The following is a 19,280-nucleotide window of genomic DNA, read 5'->3' on the forward strand; positions in this document are numbered from 1 at the left end:
GATGTACCGGCGCGGCCCCGACCCACCACCCGGCGGAAGGCGCCACCGGCGGAAGACACCCACCGGCAAACGCCCCCGCCCCCCCGCCCCCGCCCCCGCCACCGACGGACCCCGCCCCTACCCGTAGTACCTGAGACGGACCCGCAAGGACCCTCCTCGCAGGTGACGACCGAGACCCCCACGGCGGCCTACCGTTTTGAATGTGACCGAGACGACCCAGACGCAGATGACGCCGCCGGGCGGGGCCAAGCCACGCAGCCCGGAGTTCCGGCTGGCCGCGGACGCCCTGCGCGGGCTGCGGCAGGACTTGTTCCACGACGCCTTCGCCTACCGCCCGCTGCCGCGCATGCGGGTGGACGGCCCACTCACCCGACGCCTGCCTGAGGGGATAAGGGTGTACGCGGTCTGGACCCCGCACGCCGTGGTGACGGCCGCCGGGCTGCTCGCGATGGCCATCGCGAGCACGAACAGCGACGCCAGCGTCAGGACACTGGTGTCCCCCCTCCTCGCACTGCTCCCGGTCCTGCTGACCCTGATCCGCCCGGTCGGCGCCTTCTGGTTCTCCATGGCAGCGACCCCGGTCGTGGCCGTACTCGGCGGCAGCTGGGGCGACTGGCCGTGGCCGCCCGGCGCTTTCGCCGCCCACCTGGTGGTGCTGACGGTCGTGGCGCTGCGGACGAGGCCGCGCACCGCCGCGTGGATGTGGGTGCTGACCGCGGCGTACGGGATCGCCGCTGAGACCGTCTTCGGCTCGGGCTACTACGGGACCAACACGGTGCCGCTGCTGTTCGTCTCCGCGCTCGCTCTCCTGGTCGTCACCGTCCTGCACATACGCCGCGAGGCCGAGCAGGAGGTCACCGCCCACCAGTCGGAGACGGCACACGAGCGTTCCAAGCGCACCCTCCTCGAAGAGCGCACGACGATCGCCCGCGAGTTGCATGACGTGGTCGCCCACCACATGTCGGTCGTCGCCATTCAGGCCGAGGCAGCCCCCTACCGGGTGGAGAACCCGCCGCCGGAGCTGGAGCAGGCCTTCGTCACGATCCGGGAGAACGCGGTGGCGGCACTGACCGAGCTGCGCCGCGTGCTCGGTGTCGTCCGGGCGGAGGACTACGAGGCCCCGGACGCCCCGCAGCCCACACTCGCCGACCTCGACGCCCTCCTCGCCAACGTCCGGGACGCGGGCCTGACCGTCGAGAAGGCGGTCACCGGCGCGGTGCGCGAACTCCCGCAGGGCGTCGAGCTGTCGGCGTACCGCATAGTCCAGGAGGCCCTCAGCAACGCCCTGCGGCACGCGCCGGGCGCGACGGCCCGGGTCGAGATCGGCTACGTCCTCGGCGGGCTCGGCCTGCGCATAGTCAACGGCCCCGCGCCGGCGACGAGCCTGACGAAATCCACGCACGGCGCGGGGCACGGCATCACCGGTATGCGCGAGCGCGTCACGATGCTGGACGGCGAGATGACGACGGGGGAGACGGACGACGGGGGCTATGAGGTCACGGTGTTCCTCCCCGTACCCGCCACCGAGGAGTCCGAATGACGGATGGCACCATCCGCGTCCTGATAGCTGACGACCAGGTGATGGTCCGCGAGGGCTTCTCCGTACTGCTTGGCGCGATGCCGGATATCGAGGTGGTCGGCGAGGCGGTCAACGGCAGGGAGGCGGTCGAGCGGGTCCGTGAGCTCCGCCCGGACGTCGTGCTGATGGACATCCGTATGCCCGAGATGAACGGGATCGAGGCGACCCGGGAGATCGTCGCCGCGGACGGCGCCGCGAAGGTGCTGGTCCTGACGACGTTCGACCTCGACGAGTACGTGTACCAGGCGCTGCGCGCGGGGGCCTCCGGCTTCCTGCTCAAGGATGCCTCGGCACGTCAGCTGGCCGACGGGGTGAGGGTGGTGGCGGCCGGCGAGGCGCTGCTCGCCCCCTCTGTCACCAGGCGGCTGATCACCGAGTTCTCCAAGCTCGCGGACGTGCCCAGGCTCTCGGCCACGGCGCAGGCGGCGTACGGAGAGCTGACCGAGCGGGAGACGGAAGTGCTGGTGCTCATCGCGCAGGGTCTGTCGAACGCGGAGATCGCCACGCGGCTGTTCGTCGCCGAGTCGACGATCAAGACCCATGTGAGCCGCATCCTGGTGAAGCTGGGCCTACGCGACCGCACCCAGGCAGCAGTCTTCGCCTACGAGGCAAGGCTGGTCACGCCGAGGTGACCAGGGGGAGCCGTCGGTGGGCTGTTGGCCCGACGCCTGACGCCTGACGCCTGACGCCTGACGCCTGACGCCCGACGCCTGACGCCTGACGCCTGACGCCCGACGCCCGACGCCTGACGCCTGACGCCCGACGGCGCGCTGGCGTGATGGCGTGCTGGCGCGGGCGCGCTGACCTGATGGGCCGGCGCAGGGCCGCTCGGCAAGACGCCCCTGTTCAGAGGGGGGTAGGTCGGGCTAGCGTCCGTTCATGGCAGCTTTGGAGACTCCGCAGGCCTTCGACCCGTGGGACCCGGCGTTCGTGGCGGACCCGTATCCCGCCTACGAGGAGCTGCGTGCGCGCGGGCGGGTGCACTACTACGAGCCCACCAACCAGTGGCTGGTGCCGCATCACGCGGACGTGTCGGCGTTGCTGCGGGACCGCCGCCTGGGCCGGACGTATCAGCACAGGTTCACGCACGAGGATTTCGGACGCAGCGCGCCGGCGCCCGAGCACGAGCCGTTCCAGGTCCTCAACGACCACGGGATGCTCGACCTCGAACCCCCGGACCACACGCGGATCCGTCGGCTGGTCTCCAAGGCGTTCACGCCGCGCACGGTGGAGCAGCTACAGCCGTATGTGAACCGGCTGGCGGACGAGCTGGTTTCCGGGCTGGTGGCGGCGGGCGGCGGGGATCTGCTGACCGATGTCGCCGAGCCGCTGCCGGTGGCGGTGATCGCCGAGATGCTGGGCATCCCGGAGTCCGACCGGGCGCCACTGCGACCGTGGTCGGCGGACATCTGCGGAATGTACGAGCTGAACCCGTCGGAGGAGACGGCGGCCAAGGCGGTCAGGGCGTCGGTGGAATTCACCGAGTACCTGCGGGAGTTGATCGAGGTTCGCCGCAAGGAGCCCGGCGACGACTTGATCTCGGGTCTGATCGCGGCGCATGACGAGGGCGACCGGCTCACCGAGCAGGAGATGATCTCCACCTGCGTCCTCCTGCTGAACGCGGGCCATGAGGCGACGGTCAACGCCACGGTGAACGGCTGGTGGGCGTTGTTCCGTCACCCCGACCAGCTGGCCGCCCTTCGCGCGGACCACTCCCTGATCCCGACCGCCGTGGAGGAGCTGATGCGCTACGACACCCCGCTTCAGCTCTTCGAGCGCTGGGTCCTGGACGACGTCGAGATCGACGGCACGGTCATCCCGCGGGGCGCGGAGATCGCCATGCTGTTCGGCTCCGCCAACCACGACCCGGCCGTGTTCGCCACCCCGGAAAAGCTGGATCTCTCCCGCACCGACAACCCTCACATCTCCTTCAGCGCGGGCATCCACTACTGCATCGGAGCCCCGCTGGCCCGCCTCGAACTGGCGGCGTCCATGGGCGCGTTGCTGACCCACGCACCGACCCTGCGCCTGGCCGCCGAGCCGCAACGCAAGCCGAATTTCGTGATCAGGGGCCTGGAGGGCCTGCGCGTCGGCGTCTAGCCCGTCCGGCGTTTGAGGACGAGCCCGTCAGGCCGACACCCCCACCCACCGACACCCCCACCCAGCCGCACCTACTCCCACCGACGCCACCCACCCACATCACCCACCCACATCACCCATCCACACTCACGCAACCGGCAACACCACACCCGCATCCGACTCGTCCTTCAAGGCCACTCCTGTGCGGCCGAGTTCGCGCGCCCGGTGCATCAGGGCCGTGAGCTTGGCGGCCGCGGCGGTGTGCGTCAGGCCGAGCGGAGGGCGGATGTTGGAGAGACAGTTGCGGTCGGCGTCGGTGGTGTGGCCCGGGCGGGGGTCGTAGGTGAGGTAGGCGCCCAGCGAGTCCGCGGCGGACATGCCGGGTCGTTCGCCGATGAGGACGACGACGAGGGTGGCGCCGAGGGCGTGGGCGATGTCGTCGCCGAGGGCGACTCGGGCCTGTTCGGCGAGGACGACCGGGGCGACGCGCCAGTCGGCCGGCAGCAGGGCGGTGGTCGCCCGGACCATCGAGGCCGCGTGCTCGTGCACCGCCCGGCTCGACAGACCGTCGGCGACCACGAACACGAGGTCCCAGTCGTCCCGGGGCAGATGCGCGCGGTCGATGTCGTCCAGCCGACGCCCCTGGTCGGGCCGCTGGAGGTAGGTGAGCCGGTCGGGGGCGGCACTGCGTACCCGTACGGTCGGGACACCCGGCAGCGCGGCCGCGACCGCGTCGGGGTCGAAGGGCGAGTGCACCGCGTCCCGGGCGGCGGCGTGCGCGGCCTGCAACTCCAGCCGGTGGCGGGTCGGCAGCGCCGAGCCCGCCCGCCCGAGGCCGATCCGGGCCTGGGTGCGGCTGCGGAGGGCGGCCCACAGGGCGGCGTCGGAGTCGGGGGGCGCCACCAAAGCGCGTACAAGCGAGGCCAGTTGACGGTCTGTCATGCGGCGAGCTCCCTGCCGATGGTCATCAAGGGGTGGGCCGTGCCCGTGACGTCGCGGATGCCGCCGTGGTCGTCGAGGAGGCCGATCCGTTCCAGCCAGGCCTCGAACTCCGGTGCCGGGCGCAGGCCGAGCACCTCGCGCAGGTACAACGCGTCGTGGTAGGAGGCGGATTGGTAGTTGAGCATGATGTCGTCGCCGCCCGGCGTGCAGATCACGAAGGAGGCGCCCGCGACCCCGAGCATCGTCAGCATGGTGGCGATGTCGTCGTCGTCCGCGTCGGCGTGGTTGGTGTAGCAGATGTCCAGGCCCATCGGCAGCCCGAGCAGTTTTCCGCAGAAGTGGTCTTCCAGGGCCGCCCGCAGGATCTGGCGGCCGTCGTACAGGTACTCCGGGCCGATGAAGCCGACGACGGTGTTCACGAGGAGCGGGTCGTAGCGGCGGGCCACCGCGTATGCCCGTGCCTCCACCGTCTGCTGGTCCACGCCGTGGTGCGCGTCGGCGGACAGCGCGCTGCCCTGGCCGGTCTCGAAGTACAGGGCGTTCTGCCCGACGGTCCCCCGGCCCAGCGAGCGCGCCGCCTCGTACGCCTCGTCAAGGAGTCCGAGCGTGACGCCGAACGAGACGTTCGCGGCCTGCGTACCGGCGATGGACTGGAAGACGAGGTCGACGGGGGCGCCGCGCTCCATCAGATCGATGCTCGTCGTGACGTGGCACAGCACGCAGGACTGGGTGGGGATGGAGTAGCGCTCGATCACCCCGTCGAGGAGCTCCAGCAGATCCCGTACCGCCTTGGGGCTGTCCGTCGCCGGGTTGATGCCGATGACCGCGTCGCCGGAGCCGAGGAGGAGCCCGTCCAGCAGGGCCGCCGCCACGCCCGCCGGGTCGTCGGTGGGGTGGTTGGGCTGGAGGCGGGTGGCCAGGCGGCCGGGCAGGCCGATGGTGGAGCGGAAGGCGGTGACCACCCGGACCTTGCGGGCGACGGCGACGAGGTCCGCGTTGCCCATGAGCTTGGAGACGGCGGCGACCATCTCGGGCGTCAGCCCGGGGGTCAGCGCGGCGAGCGCGTCCGCGTCCGCCGCGTCCGACAGCAGCCACTCCCGGAATTCACCGACGGTGAGCCCGGAGACGGGCGCGAAGGCCAGGGCGTCATGGCTGTCCATGATCAGCCGGGTCACGTCGTCGTCCTCGTACGGAATCACCGGCTCGGCGAGGAACCGCGCGAGCGGCACCTCGGCCAGCGCCCACCGCGCCGCGACCCGTGCCTGCGCGGACTCGGCGGCGAGCCCCGCCAGCCGGTCGCCGGACCGCTCCGGGCTCGCGGCGGCGAGCAGCGGCGCGAGGCCGGTGAAGCGGTAGGTGCGGCCGCCGAGGTTCGAGGTGTACGTGCTCATGTCGGCGACCGTACGAGGGGCCGGTGAGCCCGGTCCACGGGCCGACGGAGAGTTAACCCAGATGTTCCTTCTAAAGGTCTGGTTGACAAACATTTAACGCCGCAACCTGCAAAAGGACTCATTCGGGCCGCAGGATTCCGAGCCATCGCCAGTGCGGAGAGTGATCAAGGAGAGGGGCCACCCGATGGCAGTACAAGAGGGCGTAGCCCCTGTTGAAGGGGCAAGCGCGGGGGCGGGCGAGGGCACCGTCCACCGGCTGAAGCCGAACGCGATCGGTCTGCTGGGCGTGGTCTTCATGGCCGTCGCCACCGCGGCCCCGATCACCGCCATGACGGGCAACGTGCCCTTCATGGTCTCCGCCGGGAACGGGATCGGCGCCCCGGCGAGCTACCTCGTCGCAATGGTCGTCCTGGCGATCTTTGCGGTCGGCTTCACGTCGATGGCGAAGCACATCACCTCCACCGGCGCCTTCTACGGCTTCATCTCGTACGGCCTCGGACGCACCGCCGGACTCGCCTCCGGCCTCCTGGCGACCTTCGCGTACGTCGTGTTCGAGCCGGCTCTGATCGGCATCTTCTCGACCTTCGCCACCGGAACCCTCAAGGACCAGACGGGACTTGACGTGCCGTGGTGGGCCTTCGCGATCCTGATGCTGGCCGTCAACGCGACGGGTACGTGGTTCGGCGTCTCGGTCGCCGAGAAGCTGCTCGTCGTGCTGCTGGCCACCGAGGTCACCGTCCTCGCCGCGATGGCGATCTCCGTCGCCCTGCACGGCGGCGGCCCGCACGGCTTCACCTTCGGCCCGGTCAACCCGGTCAACGCCTTCAAGGGCACGAGCGCCGGACTCGGCCTCTTCTTCGCCTTCTGGTCGTGGGTCGGCTTCGAGTCGACGGCGATGTACGGCGAGGAGTCCCGCGACCCGAAGAAGATCATCCCCAAGGCGACGATGATCTCCGTCCTGGGCGTCGGCGTCTTCTACGTCTTCGTCTCCTGGATGGCCATCATCGGCAACGGCGAGTCGGAGGCCGTCACGGCCGCCTCCTCTTCCAACCCCCTCGCCCTCTTCTTCAACCCCACCGAGCACTACGTCGGCCACTGGGCCGTCGACGTCATGCAGTGGCTGATGATCACCGGCTCGCTGGCCTGCGGCATGGCCTTCCACAACTGCGCCGCCCGTTACATGTACGCCCTCGGCCGCGAAGGCGTCCTGCCGAAGCTCCAGCGCACCATCGGCCGCACCCACCCCAAGCACGGCTCTCCGCACATCGCGGGCCTCGTCCAGACGGTGGTCAGCGCCATCCTGATCGGCGCGTTCTGGGCCGCCGGCAAGGACCCCTACACCGGTACGTACGTCCTGCTCGCCATCCTCGGCACCATGGCCATCCTGGTGGTCCAGGCGGTCTGCTCCTTCGCGGTGCTCGCCTACTTCCGCACCCACCACCCCGAGAGCAAGCACTGGTTCAAGACCTTCACGGCCCCGCTGATCGGCGGCCTCGCGATGCTCGGCGTGGTCGTCCTGCTGGTGTCCAACATGGGCGCCGCGGCCGGTACGGAGTCCGGCTCGCTCATCCTGAAGTCCACGCCCTGGATCGTCGCCCTGATCGCGGTGGGCGGAGTGGCCTACGCGACCTACCTGAAGCGCCGGGCCCCGGAGCGGTACGCGCTGCTGGGCCGGACGGTGCTGGAGGAGACGAAGGAGCGGTAGCGGGGAATCGCCCTTGTCGGGAGCGCCCTTCAGGGGCGCGGGGAACTGCGCGACCAGCCACAGACGGTCCGCAGTTCCCCAACTGCAGTTCTCCAACCGCAGTTCCTGAACCGCACTTCCCCAACCGCACTTCCCAACCGCGGTTGTCACCCCGCGCCGAAGACCTTCTCCCGATGCACGCGCCAGCGCTCCATCATCTGGGCGATCTCGCCGTCGACGAACTCGAAGAAGGCCAGCGTCTCGGCGAGACGCCGCCCCGCGGGGGTCTCGCCGCCGAGGCTCTCGACACCCTCGCGCAGGGCGTACTCCCAGCGCTTGAGGACCGCCTCACGATTGGTCAGCGCCTCGTACCACTGGTTGCTGTGCACCCGGTACCGCTCGCGCCGTGAGCCGGGTTCGCGTTCGCGTTCGCGCTCGCGCTCGCGCTCGCGCTCGCGCTCGCGCTCGCGCTCGCGCTCGCGCTCGCGCTCGCGCGAGACCATGTGCTGCTGCGCGAGCTCTCGCCACGATGGTCGGGATGCTGGGCATGGTCGCCGCGCTGTACGTCGTCTCGTCCGTGCTGCGGCTGCACGGGGAGGAGACCTCGCAGCGGGCCGAGCCGGTGCTGGCGAATGCGGTGGGCCGCCTGCGCTGGGCCTCCGGCCATCTCGCCATCGCCTTCGGCGGCGCGGCCCTCATCATGCTGCTCACCGGGGTGGGGCTGGGGGGACTGCGACGGCGGGATGTGAGCGCGTGAGGGTGGGCTGGGGTGGGGTTGACGCCGGACGGGCTAAGAATCAGCCCCTCCGGCGTTTGAGGAGCGGGGTCTGGGGCGGAGCCCCAGGATGGGACGGGTAGGGGCGGCGGGGGCGAAAACACCCCCCCACGCTCACCCCACCGTCGGCAACATCAGCCCCCACGCCCCCTCCCGCACCACCCACGTCCGAGTCCGCACAGGCCCGCCCACCACCGCATCCGCCCGATACCGGAAATCGGCCCCGGAGACAGTGACCCGCCACCCCACAACCCGCAGGGGCGACATCTCCGCGCCCATGGACACCAGCCGCACCTCCACCACCGCGCCCCCGCCCACCCCCGGCGTCACCGACAGCGCCTCCACAGGCTGGTCCAGATCCACCACCGTGACCCCGTCCACCTCGACCCGAAGCCGCGAGGCCCCCGATCCGGGCACGGAGGCCGGCCGAGGGGGCCGGGCGGCCAGGGTGCGGACGAGGGACTGGCAGGTGCGCAGCCAGGGGCGCGCGGGCGCCTCCGAGGGCACGGCGACCGGAGACACCGCCGACGGTATCCGCAGCGTGCCGAGCACCACGCCGTCACTGTCGTCCACCAGCAGGTCGAGCCGCCGCTCGGCCCCGTCGAGCACGGCCCGAGCCGCCGCCACGGCCCCTATGGGCACCCCCAGGGAGCGGGCCAGCGAGAGCACACCCCCCACCGGCACCAGCGACAGCGCACACGCGGCAAGCTCCCGCTGCCGGTGGAGCAGGGACACGGCGCGCAGCAGGGCGCGGTCGTCCCCCACGACCACCGGCCGCCGCCCACCCCGTCGGGCCAGCGCCCGAGCGAATTCCTCGGGCCCCTCAGGAAGGCACACTTTCGTCGCCGCACCCGCGCTGAGCACGTCTTTTGCGATCCGTACCGACTCACCGTCACTGTGACGGGCGACCGGGTCGATGACCACCAGGAGCTGGTCGGAAGTCGCCACCTCGGTCATGCCTCGCTTCCTCGGGTAGCATCTTTGTGCAAGAGCCCCTTGCGCTATTGCGCCAGGGGCTTCGTCTATTCCGGGGCATCCGGTCCGACGGTCGCGGCCAAAGGAGGTCGCCGGCGTACGCAGCCGTAACCAAAATCCAGCCGCGTACGTCCCCGACCTTGGACATGCCCCGCCCGGAAGGGGTGTACGCGCGTGCCCGCACTTGTGCTGCTCGGTGCTCAGTGGGGTGACGAAGGCAAGGGAAAGGCCACCGACCTTCTCGGTGGCTCGGTGGATTATGTGGTGCGCTACCAGGGCGGCAACAACGCCGGCCACACGGTAGTCGTGGGCGATCAGAAGTACGCCCTCCACCTCCTCCCTTCCGGGATCCTCACACCGGAGTGCACTCCGGTCATCGGCAACGGTGTCGTCATCGACCCGTCGGTCCTGTTCTCCGAGCTGAACGGACTGAACGAGCGAGGCGTCGACACGTCCAAGCTCCTGATCAGCGGAAACGCGCATGTCATCACGCCGTACAACGTGACGGTGGACAAGGTGACGGAACGCTTCCTCGGGAAGCGGAAGATCGGGACCACCGGACGCGGTATCGGCCCGACCTACGCGGACAAGATCAACCGCGTCGGCATCCGCATCCAGGACCTGTACGACGAGTCGATCCTGACGCAGAAGGTCGAAGCGGCCCTCGAGGTCAAGAACCAGCTGCTCACCAAGCTCTACAACCGCCGCGCCATCGAGGCGGGCCAGGTCGTCGAGGAGCTGCTGGGTTACGCGGACCGGCTGAAGCCGTACGTCGCGGACACGGTCCTGCTCCTCAACCAGGCGCTGGAGGAGGACAAGGTCGTGCTCTTCGAGGGCGGCCAGGGCACGCTCCTCGACATCGACCACGGCACGTATCCGTTCGTGACGTCGTCGAACCCGACCGCGGGCGGCGCCTGCACGGGCGCGGGCGTCGGCCCGACGAAGATCAGCCGGGTCATCGGCATCCTCAAGGCGTACACGACCCGCGTCGGCTCGGGCCCGTTCCCGACCGAACTCTTCGACGCGGACGGCGAGGCGCTGCGCCGCATCGGCGGCGAGCGGGGTGTGACGACGGGCCGTGACCGCCGCTGCGGCTGGTTCGACGCCGTCATCGCCCGCTACGCGACCCGCGTGAACGGTCTGACGGACTTCTTCCTCACCAAGCTGGACGTCCTGACCGGCTGGGAGGAGATCCCGGTCTGCGTGGCGTACGAGATCGACGGCAAGCGCGTCGAGGAGCTCCCGTACTCCCAGAGCGACTTCCACCACGCGAAGCCGGTCTACGAGACCCTCCCCGGCTGGTCCGAGGACATCACCAAGGCCAAGACCTTCGCGGACCTCCCGAAGAACGCCCAGGCGTACGTCAAGGCCCTCGAGGACATGTCGGGCGCGCCGATCTCCGCGATCGGCGTCGGCCCCGGCCGCGACGAGACGATCGAGATCAACTCGTTCATCTAGAGCGGTTGCTCATACGAGTGCGCCCCCGGCCGACATCCGGGGGCGTACTCGTACCTGGGGATCCGGCCTCAGCGCGAGGTCAGCTTCCACAGGTGGTCGGCGGTGCCGTTGTCGTCCCACTGGAGGACCTGGGCGCCGGATGAGGTGCTCATGTTGTTCACGCCGAGCAGCAGGCCGCTGTTGTAGTTGGCGATCTTGTAATAGCCGCCGTCGGTGGGGATGAGCTGCCAGAGGTGGTCGGCCGTTCCGTTGTCACCCCAGATCAACGCGGTGCCGCCGTCGGTGGTGCCCGCGTCCTTGATGCCGAGGAGCAGGCCGCTCGCCTTGTTCGTGATCTTGTAGAGGCCCGACCCCGCGGGGGTCAGGGTCCAGGACTGGGTGGTGCCGGTGCCGGTGGTCGCCTGCACGACCGAGGTGCCCTGGGCGGTGCCCGCGCTCTGGGTGTCAAGGGCGAGGGCGCTGTTCTTGTTGGTGATCTGGTGGGTCCCGGCGAGTGACGTGGACGTGCCGCTGGGGGTGATCACCAGGTGGTAGCCGTCGGAGGCGTTCATCGCCACCGGCACGGTGATGGAGCCGTTGGTCACCGTGTAGTCGGCCTCGGAGATCGTGTACGGGGTCGACACCGCCGTGGTGCGGCCCTTCGACGGCGTGTACTCCAGCTTGGCGTGCACCGTGCCGCCGAACGCCGACAGGGAGCCGAGGCCCTTGACGGTGACGGCCGTCGAGCCGGTGCCGCCGCCGAAGATGACGCTGATCTGCTTGCCGTCGCCGGTGCGGGACGCGGCTCCGTCGATGCCGGTCTGGGCCGGGGGCGTGGTGGTGAGCATGGTGCCCGACATGTCGCCGTACCACTTGTAGAGCCAGTACGAGCCGTTGGGCGACCCGCCGGTGTCGGTGAGGGTGTCACCGAGGGTGCCGTAGTGGTTCCAGAAGGCGAGTTCCGCGTCGTGGACGCCCGCCCGCTCGAACTTGGCGACGTAGCCGATGAGGGAGCCGGGCACCCCTATCTCGGTGGGTGTGGCGTACTCCTCGATGGAGATCGGGCGCGGGCTGACGCCGAGGCTCGTCTCCAGGGAGCGGTACGCGGCGACATGGGCGGCGATGTCCTGGGAGCCCTGGAGTTCGTGCCAGGCGATGATGTCGGGGACGGTGCCGGAGGCCTTGGCGTCGGTGAGGAACTGGGTCATCCAGCTCTGGTTCCACGCCGAGTAACTCGGGCCCTGGATGGGCGTGGTGGAGTCCTTGGCGCGGACTTCCTTGTACGTGCGTGTCCAACCCGCGTCGAAGGCACCGGCGTTGGTGGTGTCCCAGGTCCAGTCGGGCTCGTTCCACAGCTCGTAGGCGGCGATGTTGGTGGCGGACGAGGACTTGACCGAGGCGATCTGGGTGTCGACGGCGGACAGCCAGTCGCTCCAACTAACCCACTTGTAAGGGAAGTTCGGGTACCAGTCCGGCATGCGGACGACGACCTTGGCGCCGGCCCGGGCGGCCTTGGACGCCACGACCAGCGCGTCGCCCGCGGGCGCGGGTTCGCCGTTGGGCAGCTGCGAACCGCCAGGGGCCATCTGCACGAACGTGTTCGGCTTCAGGGCGGTGACCAGGCTGTCGGCGGGAGTGCTCGCGTCGGCCAGGCCGTACAGGCTGCCCGTCGCCACGTGGGTGACGGAGCGGAGGGTCTGGTCGGCGTTGACGACCAGGGTCGTGGCGGAGGTGGGGGCGGCCTGGGAGGGGGTCGCGGTGCCGAGGACGGCGGTGGCGACCAGGGCGGCCGTCCCGAGGACGGCGGTGCGGTGGACGCGCCGGCGTCTGTGGTGGTCGGGGGCTGTCGTGCGGCTCGTGCGGCTCATGGAAGGGTTTCTCCTCACGGATGGGGGTGGGGAGGTGCGGGAAATGAGGTGCTGTCAGTCCTTCACCGCGCCCGCGGTCACGCCCGCGGCCACATAGCGCTGTGCGAGGACGAGGAGGGCGGCGGCGGGTACGGACGCGACGACGGCGGTGGCCATGATCGCGTTCCATTCCTGGTTGTTGTTGCCGATGTAGTGGTAGATGCCGAGGGTGATCGGGCGCATGTCGCCGCCGCCGTCGAGGGTGTTGGCGAAGACGAAGTCGGACCAGGCCCACAGGAAGCTGAAGAGCGAGACGGTGACGATGGCGTTGCGGCTCACCGGGAGGACGACGGACCAGAAGGTGCGGAAGGTGCCGGCGCCGTCGATGCGGGCCGCGGCGGTGAGTTCGCCGGGGATGCCCGACATGAACGCCATGAAGATCATGACGCCGAAGGGCACCGCGATGGTGGAGTCCGCGATGATCAGCCCCCACCAGGAGTTCAGCAGGCCGAGGTCGAGGAAGATTCCGTAGAAGCCCATCGCCATGACGATGCCGGGGATCATCTGGGCGATCAGCAGGAGGAGGCCGAGGGCTCCTGCGCCTCGGGGGCGCAGCTTGGCCAGTGAGTAGCCCGCGGGGGCGGCGAGGACCAGGGTGAGGGCCACTGTGCCGAGGCCTATGAGCAGGCTCGTGCCGAGATACGGCAACTGGTCGTTCAGGACGGCTCGGTAGCCCTCGAACGTCGGGTGCAGGGGCAGCAGGTCGGGTGGGGACTTACGCATGTCCTGTTGCGGAGTGAGGGACACGTTCAGCATCCAGTACACCGGGAACAGCATCAGCGCGGTGAGGAGGATGCCGATGACCGTGTAACGGCGGCCGCGCGTACGAGTCTTCACGCTTCCTGCCTCCTCTGGACGCGGATGTACAGCAGCCCGAAGACGAGCGCGATGAGGATGAGGATGTTGCCGACCGCTGCTCCCGGGCCGAACTTGGGCAGCAGCGTGCCGAATCCGAGCTGGTAGGACCAGGTCGCCAGGGTGGACGAGGAGTCGCCCGGGCCGCCCTTGGTCATGATCCAGATCAGGTCGAAGACCTTGAGGGTGTAGACGAGGCCGAGCAGGAGCGTGATCGCCGACACCGGGCGCAGCAGTGGAAAGGTGATGCGCCGGAACTGCTGCCAGGCGCTCGCGCCGTCCAGGGCCGCTGCCTCGTACAGCTCCGCGGGGATGTTCTGCAGGCCGCTGTAGAGGATGACCAGGTTGAACGGGATGCCGATCCAGATGTTGGCGATGATGACCGACGTCAGCGCCCAGTGCGGTGAGGTGAGCCAGCCGACCGGGTCCGCGCCGACGAGGTGCAAGGCGTAGTTGATCACGCCGGACTCGCTGTTGAACATCCAGGACCAGGTCGAGGCCGACACGATCAGCGGCAGCAGCCACGGGATCAGGAACAGGGCCCTGAGGGTGGGAGCCAGGCGGAAGTGGCGGTTGAAGAAGACGGCGAGGGCGAGGCCGGCCGCGTACTGGATGGTGATCGACACGAAGGTGAAGACCATCGTGTGGCGCAGGGCCGGGGCGAAGGTCGGGTCGTCCAGGACCTTGGAGAAGTTGTCCCACCCGGAGAAGGGCGCGTCGCCCTCGACGAAGGACCTGACGGTGTAGTCGCGCAGGCTCAGGTCGAGGTTGCGGTAGAGCGGGTAGGCGTAGAAGGCGGCGAGGTAGGCGATGAGCGGGGTGAGGAAGGCGAGCGCGGTGAGGCGGCTCCTGCGGCGTGTGCGGCGCCGCAGCGACTGCGCGTCGTGCCGGGTCACCCGGGATGCGGCCGGGGACCGCCGGTCGACTCGGGCGGTGGTCATGCGAGCTCCTGGGTGTGGGTGGTTCGCCCATTCAGCCCCTCCGGCGTTTGAGGAGCGGGGGTCCAGGGGGCAGCGCCCCCTGGCGGGGTCTGGGGCGGAGCCCCAGGTACGGGACGGGCAGGGGCGGAGGGGGCGAGAACCGTCAGCCCTTCGACGCGGTCGTCTGGGCCGTGTCCAGGGCGGACTGGGGACCCTTGGCGCCGGACAGGGCTGCCTGTACGGCGGTCCAGAGGGGCTGGGAGATGGTGGGGTACTTGGTGCCGAGGCCGTTGCTGGTGCGGCCCCGGGCCGCGGCGACCGCCTCCACCCACGGCTTGAGCTTCGGGTTCGCCTTGACCTGCTGGGTCTGGACGGAGGCGGTGGCGGCGACGTACGTCAGCGTGGTGTCGCTTGCCAGGAGGTTCTCGGAGCTGGTCAGGCAGGTGACGATCTTCTTGCTGACGTCGTAGCGGGAGGTGTCCTTCTGGATGGGCACGGTGACGAACTCGCCGCCGGTGGGGACCGGTGCCGAACCGCCGTTCTGCGCGGGGATGTTGACGACGCCGTACGGGAAACCGGCCTTCTCCGCGTTGGCCAGCTGCCAGGTGCCGTTCTCGCCGAACGCGTAGTCCCCGGTGGCGAACTCCTGCCAGCTGGTGGTCTGGGTGTTGTTGATGACGTCCTTGGGCGCGTAGCCCGCGTCGACCCACTGCTTCCACAGCGACAGCGCGGCCACGCCCTTGGCCGAGTTCAGCTTGGTCAGGTCACCGCCGGCGCCCCAGAACCACGGCAGGAACTGGAAGCTGCCTTCCTCCGTGTTGATCGCGGAGAAGGTGATGCCCTTCTTGCCGGCTGCCTTGACCTTCTTCAAGGCCGCTGTCAGCGACGTCCAGTCCTTGATGGAGGCGGGGTCGACGCCCGCGGCCGACAGGACCTTCTTGTTGTAGTAGAGGGCGAGGGTGTTGGCGCCGATCGGTACGCCGTAGGCGGAGCCGTCGAGGGTGCCCGCGCCGATGATGTTCTTCTGGATCGAGGAGGTGTCCAGGTCGAGGTCGCTCGTCTTGTTGAGGATTCCGGCCTCCACGAGGGTCGAGACGACCGGGTTGTCCACCAGCATCACGTCGGGTGCGTTGCCCTGCTGGGCGGCCAGCAGCGCCTTGTTGCCCAGGTCCGTGGTGTCGTACGCGGTGCGCTTGACCTTGACTCCGGCGTCGGTACCGCACTTCGCGATGCGCTTGCCCCAGTCGGAGGAGGCGTCGAACTGCGGGTACGGGTCCCAGAAGGTGTACGTCCCGGAGTTGCCGGACGAGGAGGAGCCGGAGCCGCCGCCGCACGCGGTGACGGAGGCGAGTGCGCAGGCGGTGGCTATGGCGGCGACCAGGGTGCGGCGGGTGTTTCTCACGGAGTGACCTCGTTGTCGTGGGCGGGGCGAGAAGCGGAGGGGGCGGGCCTAGGAGGTGGGCAGCCAGACGCGCATGCTGCCGTCCTCGCGGTTGGCCCAGGCGTAGTAGGGGATCGCGGTCAGTTCGACGGGGGCGCCGTCGTCGGGGGCGGCGTCGGAGGCGGGGGTGTACGGCCACCAGCCCGTCTCGGGGATGCGGCGTCGGCTTCCGGCGGTCACGACCGTGGTGACTCCGCCCAGCAGGTCCGGGCGGTGCTTCACGGCGAGCGGGTGTGTGGTGTCGATGACGATGTCGTCCAGGCCGCCGCCGGGGTGGTCCGCCTGTTCCAGGCAGTACACGAGGGGGCCGCGTTCGATGGCCACGCAGCCGCGTACGGCGTCCACGCGCGGGTCGGCCGTGGTGAGGCGGGGGTCGAGGACGAGTTCCAGGAGCAGCTCGTCGCCGGGGGTCCAGGTGCGTTCCAGGCGGAGCCAGCCGTCGGTGACGGGTGCGTCGTACGTCTCGTTGCCGCAGCGGACTCGGTACTCGTTGCACCACTGCGGGATGCGGAGAGAGAGCGTCCAGGGGCGGTCCGTCGGGGTCTCCTCGACGGTCAGGGCGATGGAGCCGTGCCAGGGGTAGTCGGTCTCGGCGCGGACGGAGAGCGGGGTGCCGTTCAGGTCGCCGGTGTAGCGGCCGGTGACGTACTGGTGGATCTGGAGGCCGTCGTCGTCGGTGGAGGAGAGGTAGTGCTCCAGAGTGGCCAGCAGCCGCATGACGTTCGGCGGGCAGCAGGCGCAGCGGAACCAGCGGGTGCGGCGGGCCGACTGGTCGCCGCCGGGGTCGGTGTGGCCGTCGCGGACCTGGAGTGGGTTGACGTACAGCCAGCTCTCGCCGTCCAGGGAGACGCCCGCGAGGAAGCCGTTGTAGAGGGTTCGCTCGATGAGGTCGCTGTAGCGGGCCTCACCGGTCAGCAGGGCCATGCGCCAGCTCCACTGGATCGAGGCGATGGCGGCGCAGGTCTCGCAGTAGGCACGTTCGTTGGGGAGTTCGTAGGGGTCGCCGAAGTCCTCCTCGTCGTGGTGGGCGCCGAGCCCGCCGGTGAGGTGGGTCTTGGTGGCGACCATGGCCTGCCACAACCGCTCGGCGGCGGTGCGCAGTTCGAGGTCCCCGGTTTCGGTGGCCAGGTCCGCGGCGGCGGCCAGGAGGTAGAGCTGTCGTACGGCGTGCCCTTCGACGTCGGTCGCCTCGCGCAGTGGGACGCGGTCCTGGCAGTAGGCCTCGCCGCCGAGCAGGCCGTGGCCGTGGCGGTCGACGAAGTAGCCGGCGAGGTCGAGGTAGCGGCGCTCGCCGGTCTCCCGGTACAGCTCCACCAGGGCGGTCTCGACCTCGGGGTGGCCGTCGATGCCGTCGATCTGCTTGCCGCTGCCGGGAGGGCCGAACGTCGAGTCGACGTGGTCGGCGAAACGGCGGGCCACGTCGAGGAGTTCGGGGCGGCCGGTGGTCCGGTGGTGGGCCACGGCCGCCTGGATCAGGTGGCCCGCGCAGTACAACTCGTGGCCCCAGCGCAGGTCTTGGTAGCGCTCGCCGTTCTTGAGGAGCTGGAACCAGGTGTTGAGGTAGCCGTCGGGCTGCTGGGCGGCGACGACCAGGGCGGTGATCCGCTCGACCTCGGCGCCCAGGTCACCGTCGGCGGAGGACTCCTGGCCCAGCTGCCAGGCCGCGGCCTCCAGCCACTTGTAGACGTCGGTGTCGACGAACGGGTACGCGCCCTGGAATTCGCCCTCGGCCGTGCCGGCCGCCAGCCGCAGGTTGTGCAGGTTGCCCGCCGACTCCAGCAGCTCCGGGCCCTGGGGGATGGAGGTGCGCGCGTTGACCTCGCGCCGGGTGCGCCAGAAGCCTTCGGTGATCGAGGCGGGGGCGGGGCGCAGCGCGGCGCGGGCGTCCGGGCCGAGGCGGACCGGGCCTGTGACGGGCTGGGCGGGGCGTGTGCGGGGCATGGTTCTCCGGTTCTCGTCGGAAACGCGTTTGGGCAACCGTTTTCCTGCCGGAAAGTAGAGGGGAGTTGGCGGAATCGGGTCAAGGCTCGTGACAGATATTTTTCTGCTTGCTCAGGATCTGGCACGCGGTTCTGGTGACTGGCACGATGAGGCCGCTACTGTCGTCCGTTGTCGACGACGATGTCGCAGCAGACGCGAAGGAAAAGGATTGCCCGTGACCTCTGCTCCGCACTCACCTTCCGCCGGCCGGGCCAAGCTCTCCGACGTCGCCGCCCTCGCGGGCGTCAGCGTGGGCACGGCATCGAAGGCGCTGAACGGCGGCGGGCGGATGCGGCCCGAAACCAGGCAGCGGGTTCTCGACGCCGTGGCGGCGCTCGGATTCCGGCCCAACCAGCACGCGCAGAGCCTGCACACGGGCCGCAGTTGGACGGTGGGGCTGATGACGACGGACGGCATCGGCCGCTTCAGCACCCCCGTGCTGCTCGGCGCCGAGGACGCGCTCGGCGCCGGGAAGATCTCCGTGCTGCTGTGCGACACCCGGGGCGACGCGATCCGGGAGCAGCACCATCTGCGCAACCTCATGGATCGCCGGGTGGACGGCATCATCGTCACCGGCCGCAGGACGGATCCCCGCCCACCGCTGACCGGCGTCGACCCGATCCCCATCGTCTACGCGCTCTCCCCGTCCACCGACCCCGCCGACACCTCCGTCGTCTCCGACGACCGGGGCGGCGCGCAGCTCGCCGTGGAACACCTGCTGGCCGCGGGCCGGACCCGGATCGCGCACGTCACGGGCCCGGAACACCACGCCGCCGCCCGCGACCGCGCCCGCCACGCCGTCGAGCACCTGGGGCGCTCCTCGCTCCAACTGGCCACCGGCCGGGTTCACTTCGGCGAGTGGAGCGAGGCGTGGGGCCGCCGGGCAGCCGACGCGGTCCTGCGCACGGCACCGGACACGGAGGCCTTCTTCTGCGGCAACGACCAGATAGCCCGGGGCGTGGCGGACGCGCTCCGCGAGCGGGGCGTGGACGTCCCCGGCGACATCGCGGTCGTCGGCTACGACAACTGGGACACCATGGCGCTGGCCTGCCGCCCGCCGCTCACCACGATCGACATGGACCTCACCGAGATCGGCCGGATCGCGGCGCTGCGACTGCTGGAGGCGATCGACTCCGACGAACCGGTGCCGGGCGTGCACACGGTTCCGTGCCGACTGGTGGTGCGCGAGTCCAGCTGAGCCCGGCGTCAGTGCGGCCGGGGCCCGGGAGCGGGCCCGGGAGCGGGGCCGGCACGTCGGGGACGGCGCGAACTGACCTTTAATTGACCGGGAGATGGGGTGTTCCTGGTTTCGGAA

General features: G+C 70.2%; 14 protein-coding genes and 2 pseudogenes. 7 read left to right on the forward strand and 9 right to left on the reverse strand.

Going from position 1 to position 19,280, the window contains the following annotated elements; genetic code table 11:
• Window positions 1-202: 202 nt before the first annotated feature.
• The 3 genes from ACZ4WS_RS23690 to ACZ4WS_RS23700 all read left to right on the forward strand — a co-directional run bounded on the left by ACZ4WS_RS23690 (window position 203) and on the right by ACZ4WS_RS23700 (window position 3,679).
• Window positions 203-1,540 carry a sensor histidine kinase gene (locus tag ACZ4WS_RS23690; protein WP_467983215.1) on the forward strand — a complete coding sequence of 446 codons (1,338 nt, stop codon included), beginning with the start codon at window positions 203-205 and terminating at the stop codon, window positions 1,538-1,540.
• On the forward strand, window positions 1,537-2,211 hold the full coding sequence (locus ACZ4WS_RS23695; RefSeq protein ID WP_467983216.1) for a response regulator: 675 nt from the start codon (window positions 1,537-1,539) through the stop codon (window positions 2,209-2,211). The genes ACZ4WS_RS23690 and ACZ4WS_RS23695 overlap by 4 nt, the downstream gene beginning before the upstream one ends.
• A gap of 247 nt (window positions 2,212-2,458) precedes the next feature.
• On the forward strand, window positions 2,459-3,679 hold the full coding sequence (locus ACZ4WS_RS23700) for a cytochrome P450 (protein ID WP_467983217.1): 1,221 nt from the start codon (window positions 2,459-2,461) through the stop codon (window positions 3,677-3,679).
• Window positions 3,680-3,805: 126 nt separating this feature from the next.
• Here ACZ4WS_RS23700 and eutC read toward each other — a convergent pair whose 3' ends face one another.
• Together eutC and ACZ4WS_RS23710 are read right to left on the reverse strand one after the other, a co-directional pair.
• On the reverse strand, window positions 3,806-4,600 hold the full coding sequence (gene eutC, locus ACZ4WS_RS23705) for an ethanolamine ammonia-lyase subunit EutC (RefSeq protein WP_467983218.1): 795 nt from the start codon (window positions 4,598-4,600) through the stop codon (window positions 3,806-3,808).
• Window positions 4,597-5,991 carry an ethanolamine ammonia-lyase subunit EutB gene (locus ACZ4WS_RS23710; RefSeq protein ID WP_467983219.1) on the reverse strand — a complete coding sequence of 465 codons (1,395 nt, stop codon included), beginning with the start codon at window positions 5,989-5,991 and terminating at the stop codon, window positions 4,597-4,599. Before ACZ4WS_RS23710 ends, eutC begins: the two co-directional genes overlap by 4 nt.
• Before the next feature lie 184 nt (window positions 5,992-6,175).
• Between ACZ4WS_RS23710 and ACZ4WS_RS23715 the strand changes: the two genes are divergently transcribed.
• Window positions 6,176-7,696 carry an APC family permease gene (locus tag ACZ4WS_RS23715; protein WP_467983220.1) on the forward strand — a complete coding sequence of 507 codons (1,521 nt, stop codon included), beginning with the start codon at window positions 6,176-6,178 and terminating at the stop codon, window positions 7,694-7,696.
• Between the two features lie 146 nt (window positions 7,697-7,842).
• Here the strand turns inward: ACZ4WS_RS23715 and ACZ4WS_RS23720 are convergent.
• Window positions 7,843-8,199 (reverse strand): annotated as a pseudogene (locus ACZ4WS_RS23720) (hypothetical protein); the annotation flags it as partial.
• Between ACZ4WS_RS23720 and ACZ4WS_RS23725 the strand changes: the two are divergent.
• Window positions 8,196-8,399, forward strand: a pseudogene (locus ACZ4WS_RS23725) (ABC transporter permease); the annotation flags it as partial. The pseudogenes ACZ4WS_RS23720 and ACZ4WS_RS23725 sit on opposite strands and share 4 nt — an antisense overlap.
• A 165-nt stretch (window positions 8,400-8,564) precedes the next feature.
• On the opposite strand, the gene ACZ4WS_RS23730 reads toward ACZ4WS_RS23725, so the two are convergent.
• Entirely contained in the window at window positions 8,565-9,407 is an 843-nt protein-coding gene (locus ACZ4WS_RS23730; protein WP_467983221.1) for a diacylglycerol kinase family protein, read from the reverse strand.
• Window positions 9,408-9,599: 192 nt separating this feature from the next.
• On the opposite strand from ACZ4WS_RS23730, the gene ACZ4WS_RS23735 reads away from it, so the two are divergent.
• Window positions 9,600-10,883, forward strand: a complete 1,284-nt coding sequence (locus tag ACZ4WS_RS23735; protein ID WP_467983222.1) for an adenylosuccinate synthase — start codon at window positions 9,600-9,602, stop codon at window positions 10,881-10,883.
• A gap of 68 nt (window positions 10,884-10,951) precedes the next feature.
• On the opposite strand, the gene ACZ4WS_RS23740 is transcribed toward ACZ4WS_RS23735, so the two are convergent.
• The 5 genes from ACZ4WS_RS23740 to ACZ4WS_RS23760 form a co-directional block, all read right to left on the reverse strand.
• Window positions 10,952-12,730 (reverse strand): RICIN domain-containing protein, encoded by a 1,779-nt coding sequence (locus tag ACZ4WS_RS23740; protein WP_467983223.1) that lies wholly within the window; start codon window positions 12,728-12,730, stop codon window positions 10,952-10,954.
• 54 nt (window positions 12,731-12,784) lie between these two features.
• Window positions 12,785-13,546, reverse strand: a complete 762-nt coding sequence (locus ACZ4WS_RS23745; RefSeq protein ID WP_467983477.1) for a carbohydrate ABC transporter permease — start codon at window positions 13,544-13,546, stop codon at window positions 12,785-12,787.
• A 56-nt stretch (window positions 13,547-13,602) separates the two neighbouring features.
• The gene (locus ACZ4WS_RS23750; RefSeq protein WP_467983224.1) at window positions 13,603-14,565 is read right to left on the reverse strand and encodes a carbohydrate ABC transporter permease; all 963 of its coding nucleotides are present in this window, start codon (window positions 14,563-14,565) and stop codon (window positions 13,603-13,605) included.
• Window positions 14,566-14,707: 142 nt separating this feature from the next.
• Window positions 14,708-15,946: a sugar ABC transporter substrate-binding protein gene (locus tag ACZ4WS_RS23755; protein WP_467983225.1), complete on the reverse strand. Its 1,239-nt coding sequence runs from the start codon at window positions 15,944-15,946 to the stop codon at window positions 14,708-14,710.
• Between the two features lie 48 nt (window positions 15,947-15,994).
• Window positions 15,995-17,926 carry a glycoside hydrolase family 127 protein gene (locus ACZ4WS_RS23760; RefSeq protein WP_467983226.1) on the reverse strand — a complete coding sequence of 644 codons (1,932 nt, stop codon included), beginning with the start codon at window positions 17,924-17,926 and terminating at the stop codon, window positions 15,995-15,997.
• A 214-nt stretch (window positions 17,927-18,140) separates the two neighbouring features.
• Between ACZ4WS_RS23760 and ACZ4WS_RS23765 the strand changes: the two genes are divergently transcribed.
• Window positions 18,141-19,163, forward strand: a complete 1,023-nt coding sequence (locus tag ACZ4WS_RS23765; RefSeq protein ID WP_467983227.1) for a LacI family DNA-binding transcriptional regulator — start codon at window positions 18,141-18,143, stop codon at window positions 19,161-19,163.
• Window positions 19,164-19,280: the final 117 nt, after the last annotated feature.

The organism is Streptomyces sp. NPDC029292 (genome assembly GCF_055569295.1).

What these genes read in the sequence shown, in the direction of transcription:
- ACZ4WS_RS23695 (WP_467983216.1), top strand. Translation starts at nt 1,537, where the DNA reads ATGACGGATGGCACCATCCGCGTCCTGATAGCTGACGACCAGGTGATG.
- ACZ4WS_RS23700 (WP_467983217.1), top strand. Translation starts at nt 2,459, where the DNA reads ATGGCAGCTTTGGAGACTCCGCAGGCCTTCGACCCGTGGGACCCGGCG.
- eutC (WP_467983218.1), bottom strand. Translation starts at nt 4,600, where the DNA reads ATGACAGACCGTCAACTGGCCTCGCTTGTACGCGCTTTGGTGGCGCCC.
- ACZ4WS_RS23710 (WP_467983219.1), bottom strand. Translation starts at nt 5,991, where the DNA reads ATGAGCACGTACACCTCGAACCTCGGCGGCCGCACCTACCGCTTCACC.
- ACZ4WS_RS23715 (WP_467983220.1), top strand. Translation starts at nt 6,176, where the DNA reads ATGGCAGTACAAGAGGGCGTAGCCCCTGTTGAAGGGGCAAGCGCGGGG.
- ACZ4WS_RS23730 (WP_467983221.1), bottom strand. Translation starts at nt 9,407, where the DNA reads ATGACCGAGGTGGCGACTTCCGACCAGCTCCTGGTGGTCATCGACCCG.
- ACZ4WS_RS23740 (WP_467983223.1), bottom strand. Translation starts at nt 12,730, where the DNA reads ATGAGCCGCACGAGCCGCACGACAGCCCCCGACCACCACAGACGCCGG.
- ACZ4WS_RS23745 (WP_467983477.1), bottom strand. Translation starts at nt 13,546, where the DNA reads ATGCTGTTCCCGGTGTACTGGATGCTGAACGTGTCCCTCACTCCGCAA.
- ACZ4WS_RS23750 (WP_467983224.1), bottom strand. Translation starts at nt 14,565, where the DNA reads ATGACCACCGCCCGAGTCGACCGGCGGTCCCCGGCCGCATCCCGGGTG.
- ACZ4WS_RS23760 (WP_467983226.1), bottom strand. Translation starts at nt 17,926, where the DNA reads ATGCCCCGCACACGCCCCGCCCAGCCCGTCACAGGCCCGGTCCGCCTC.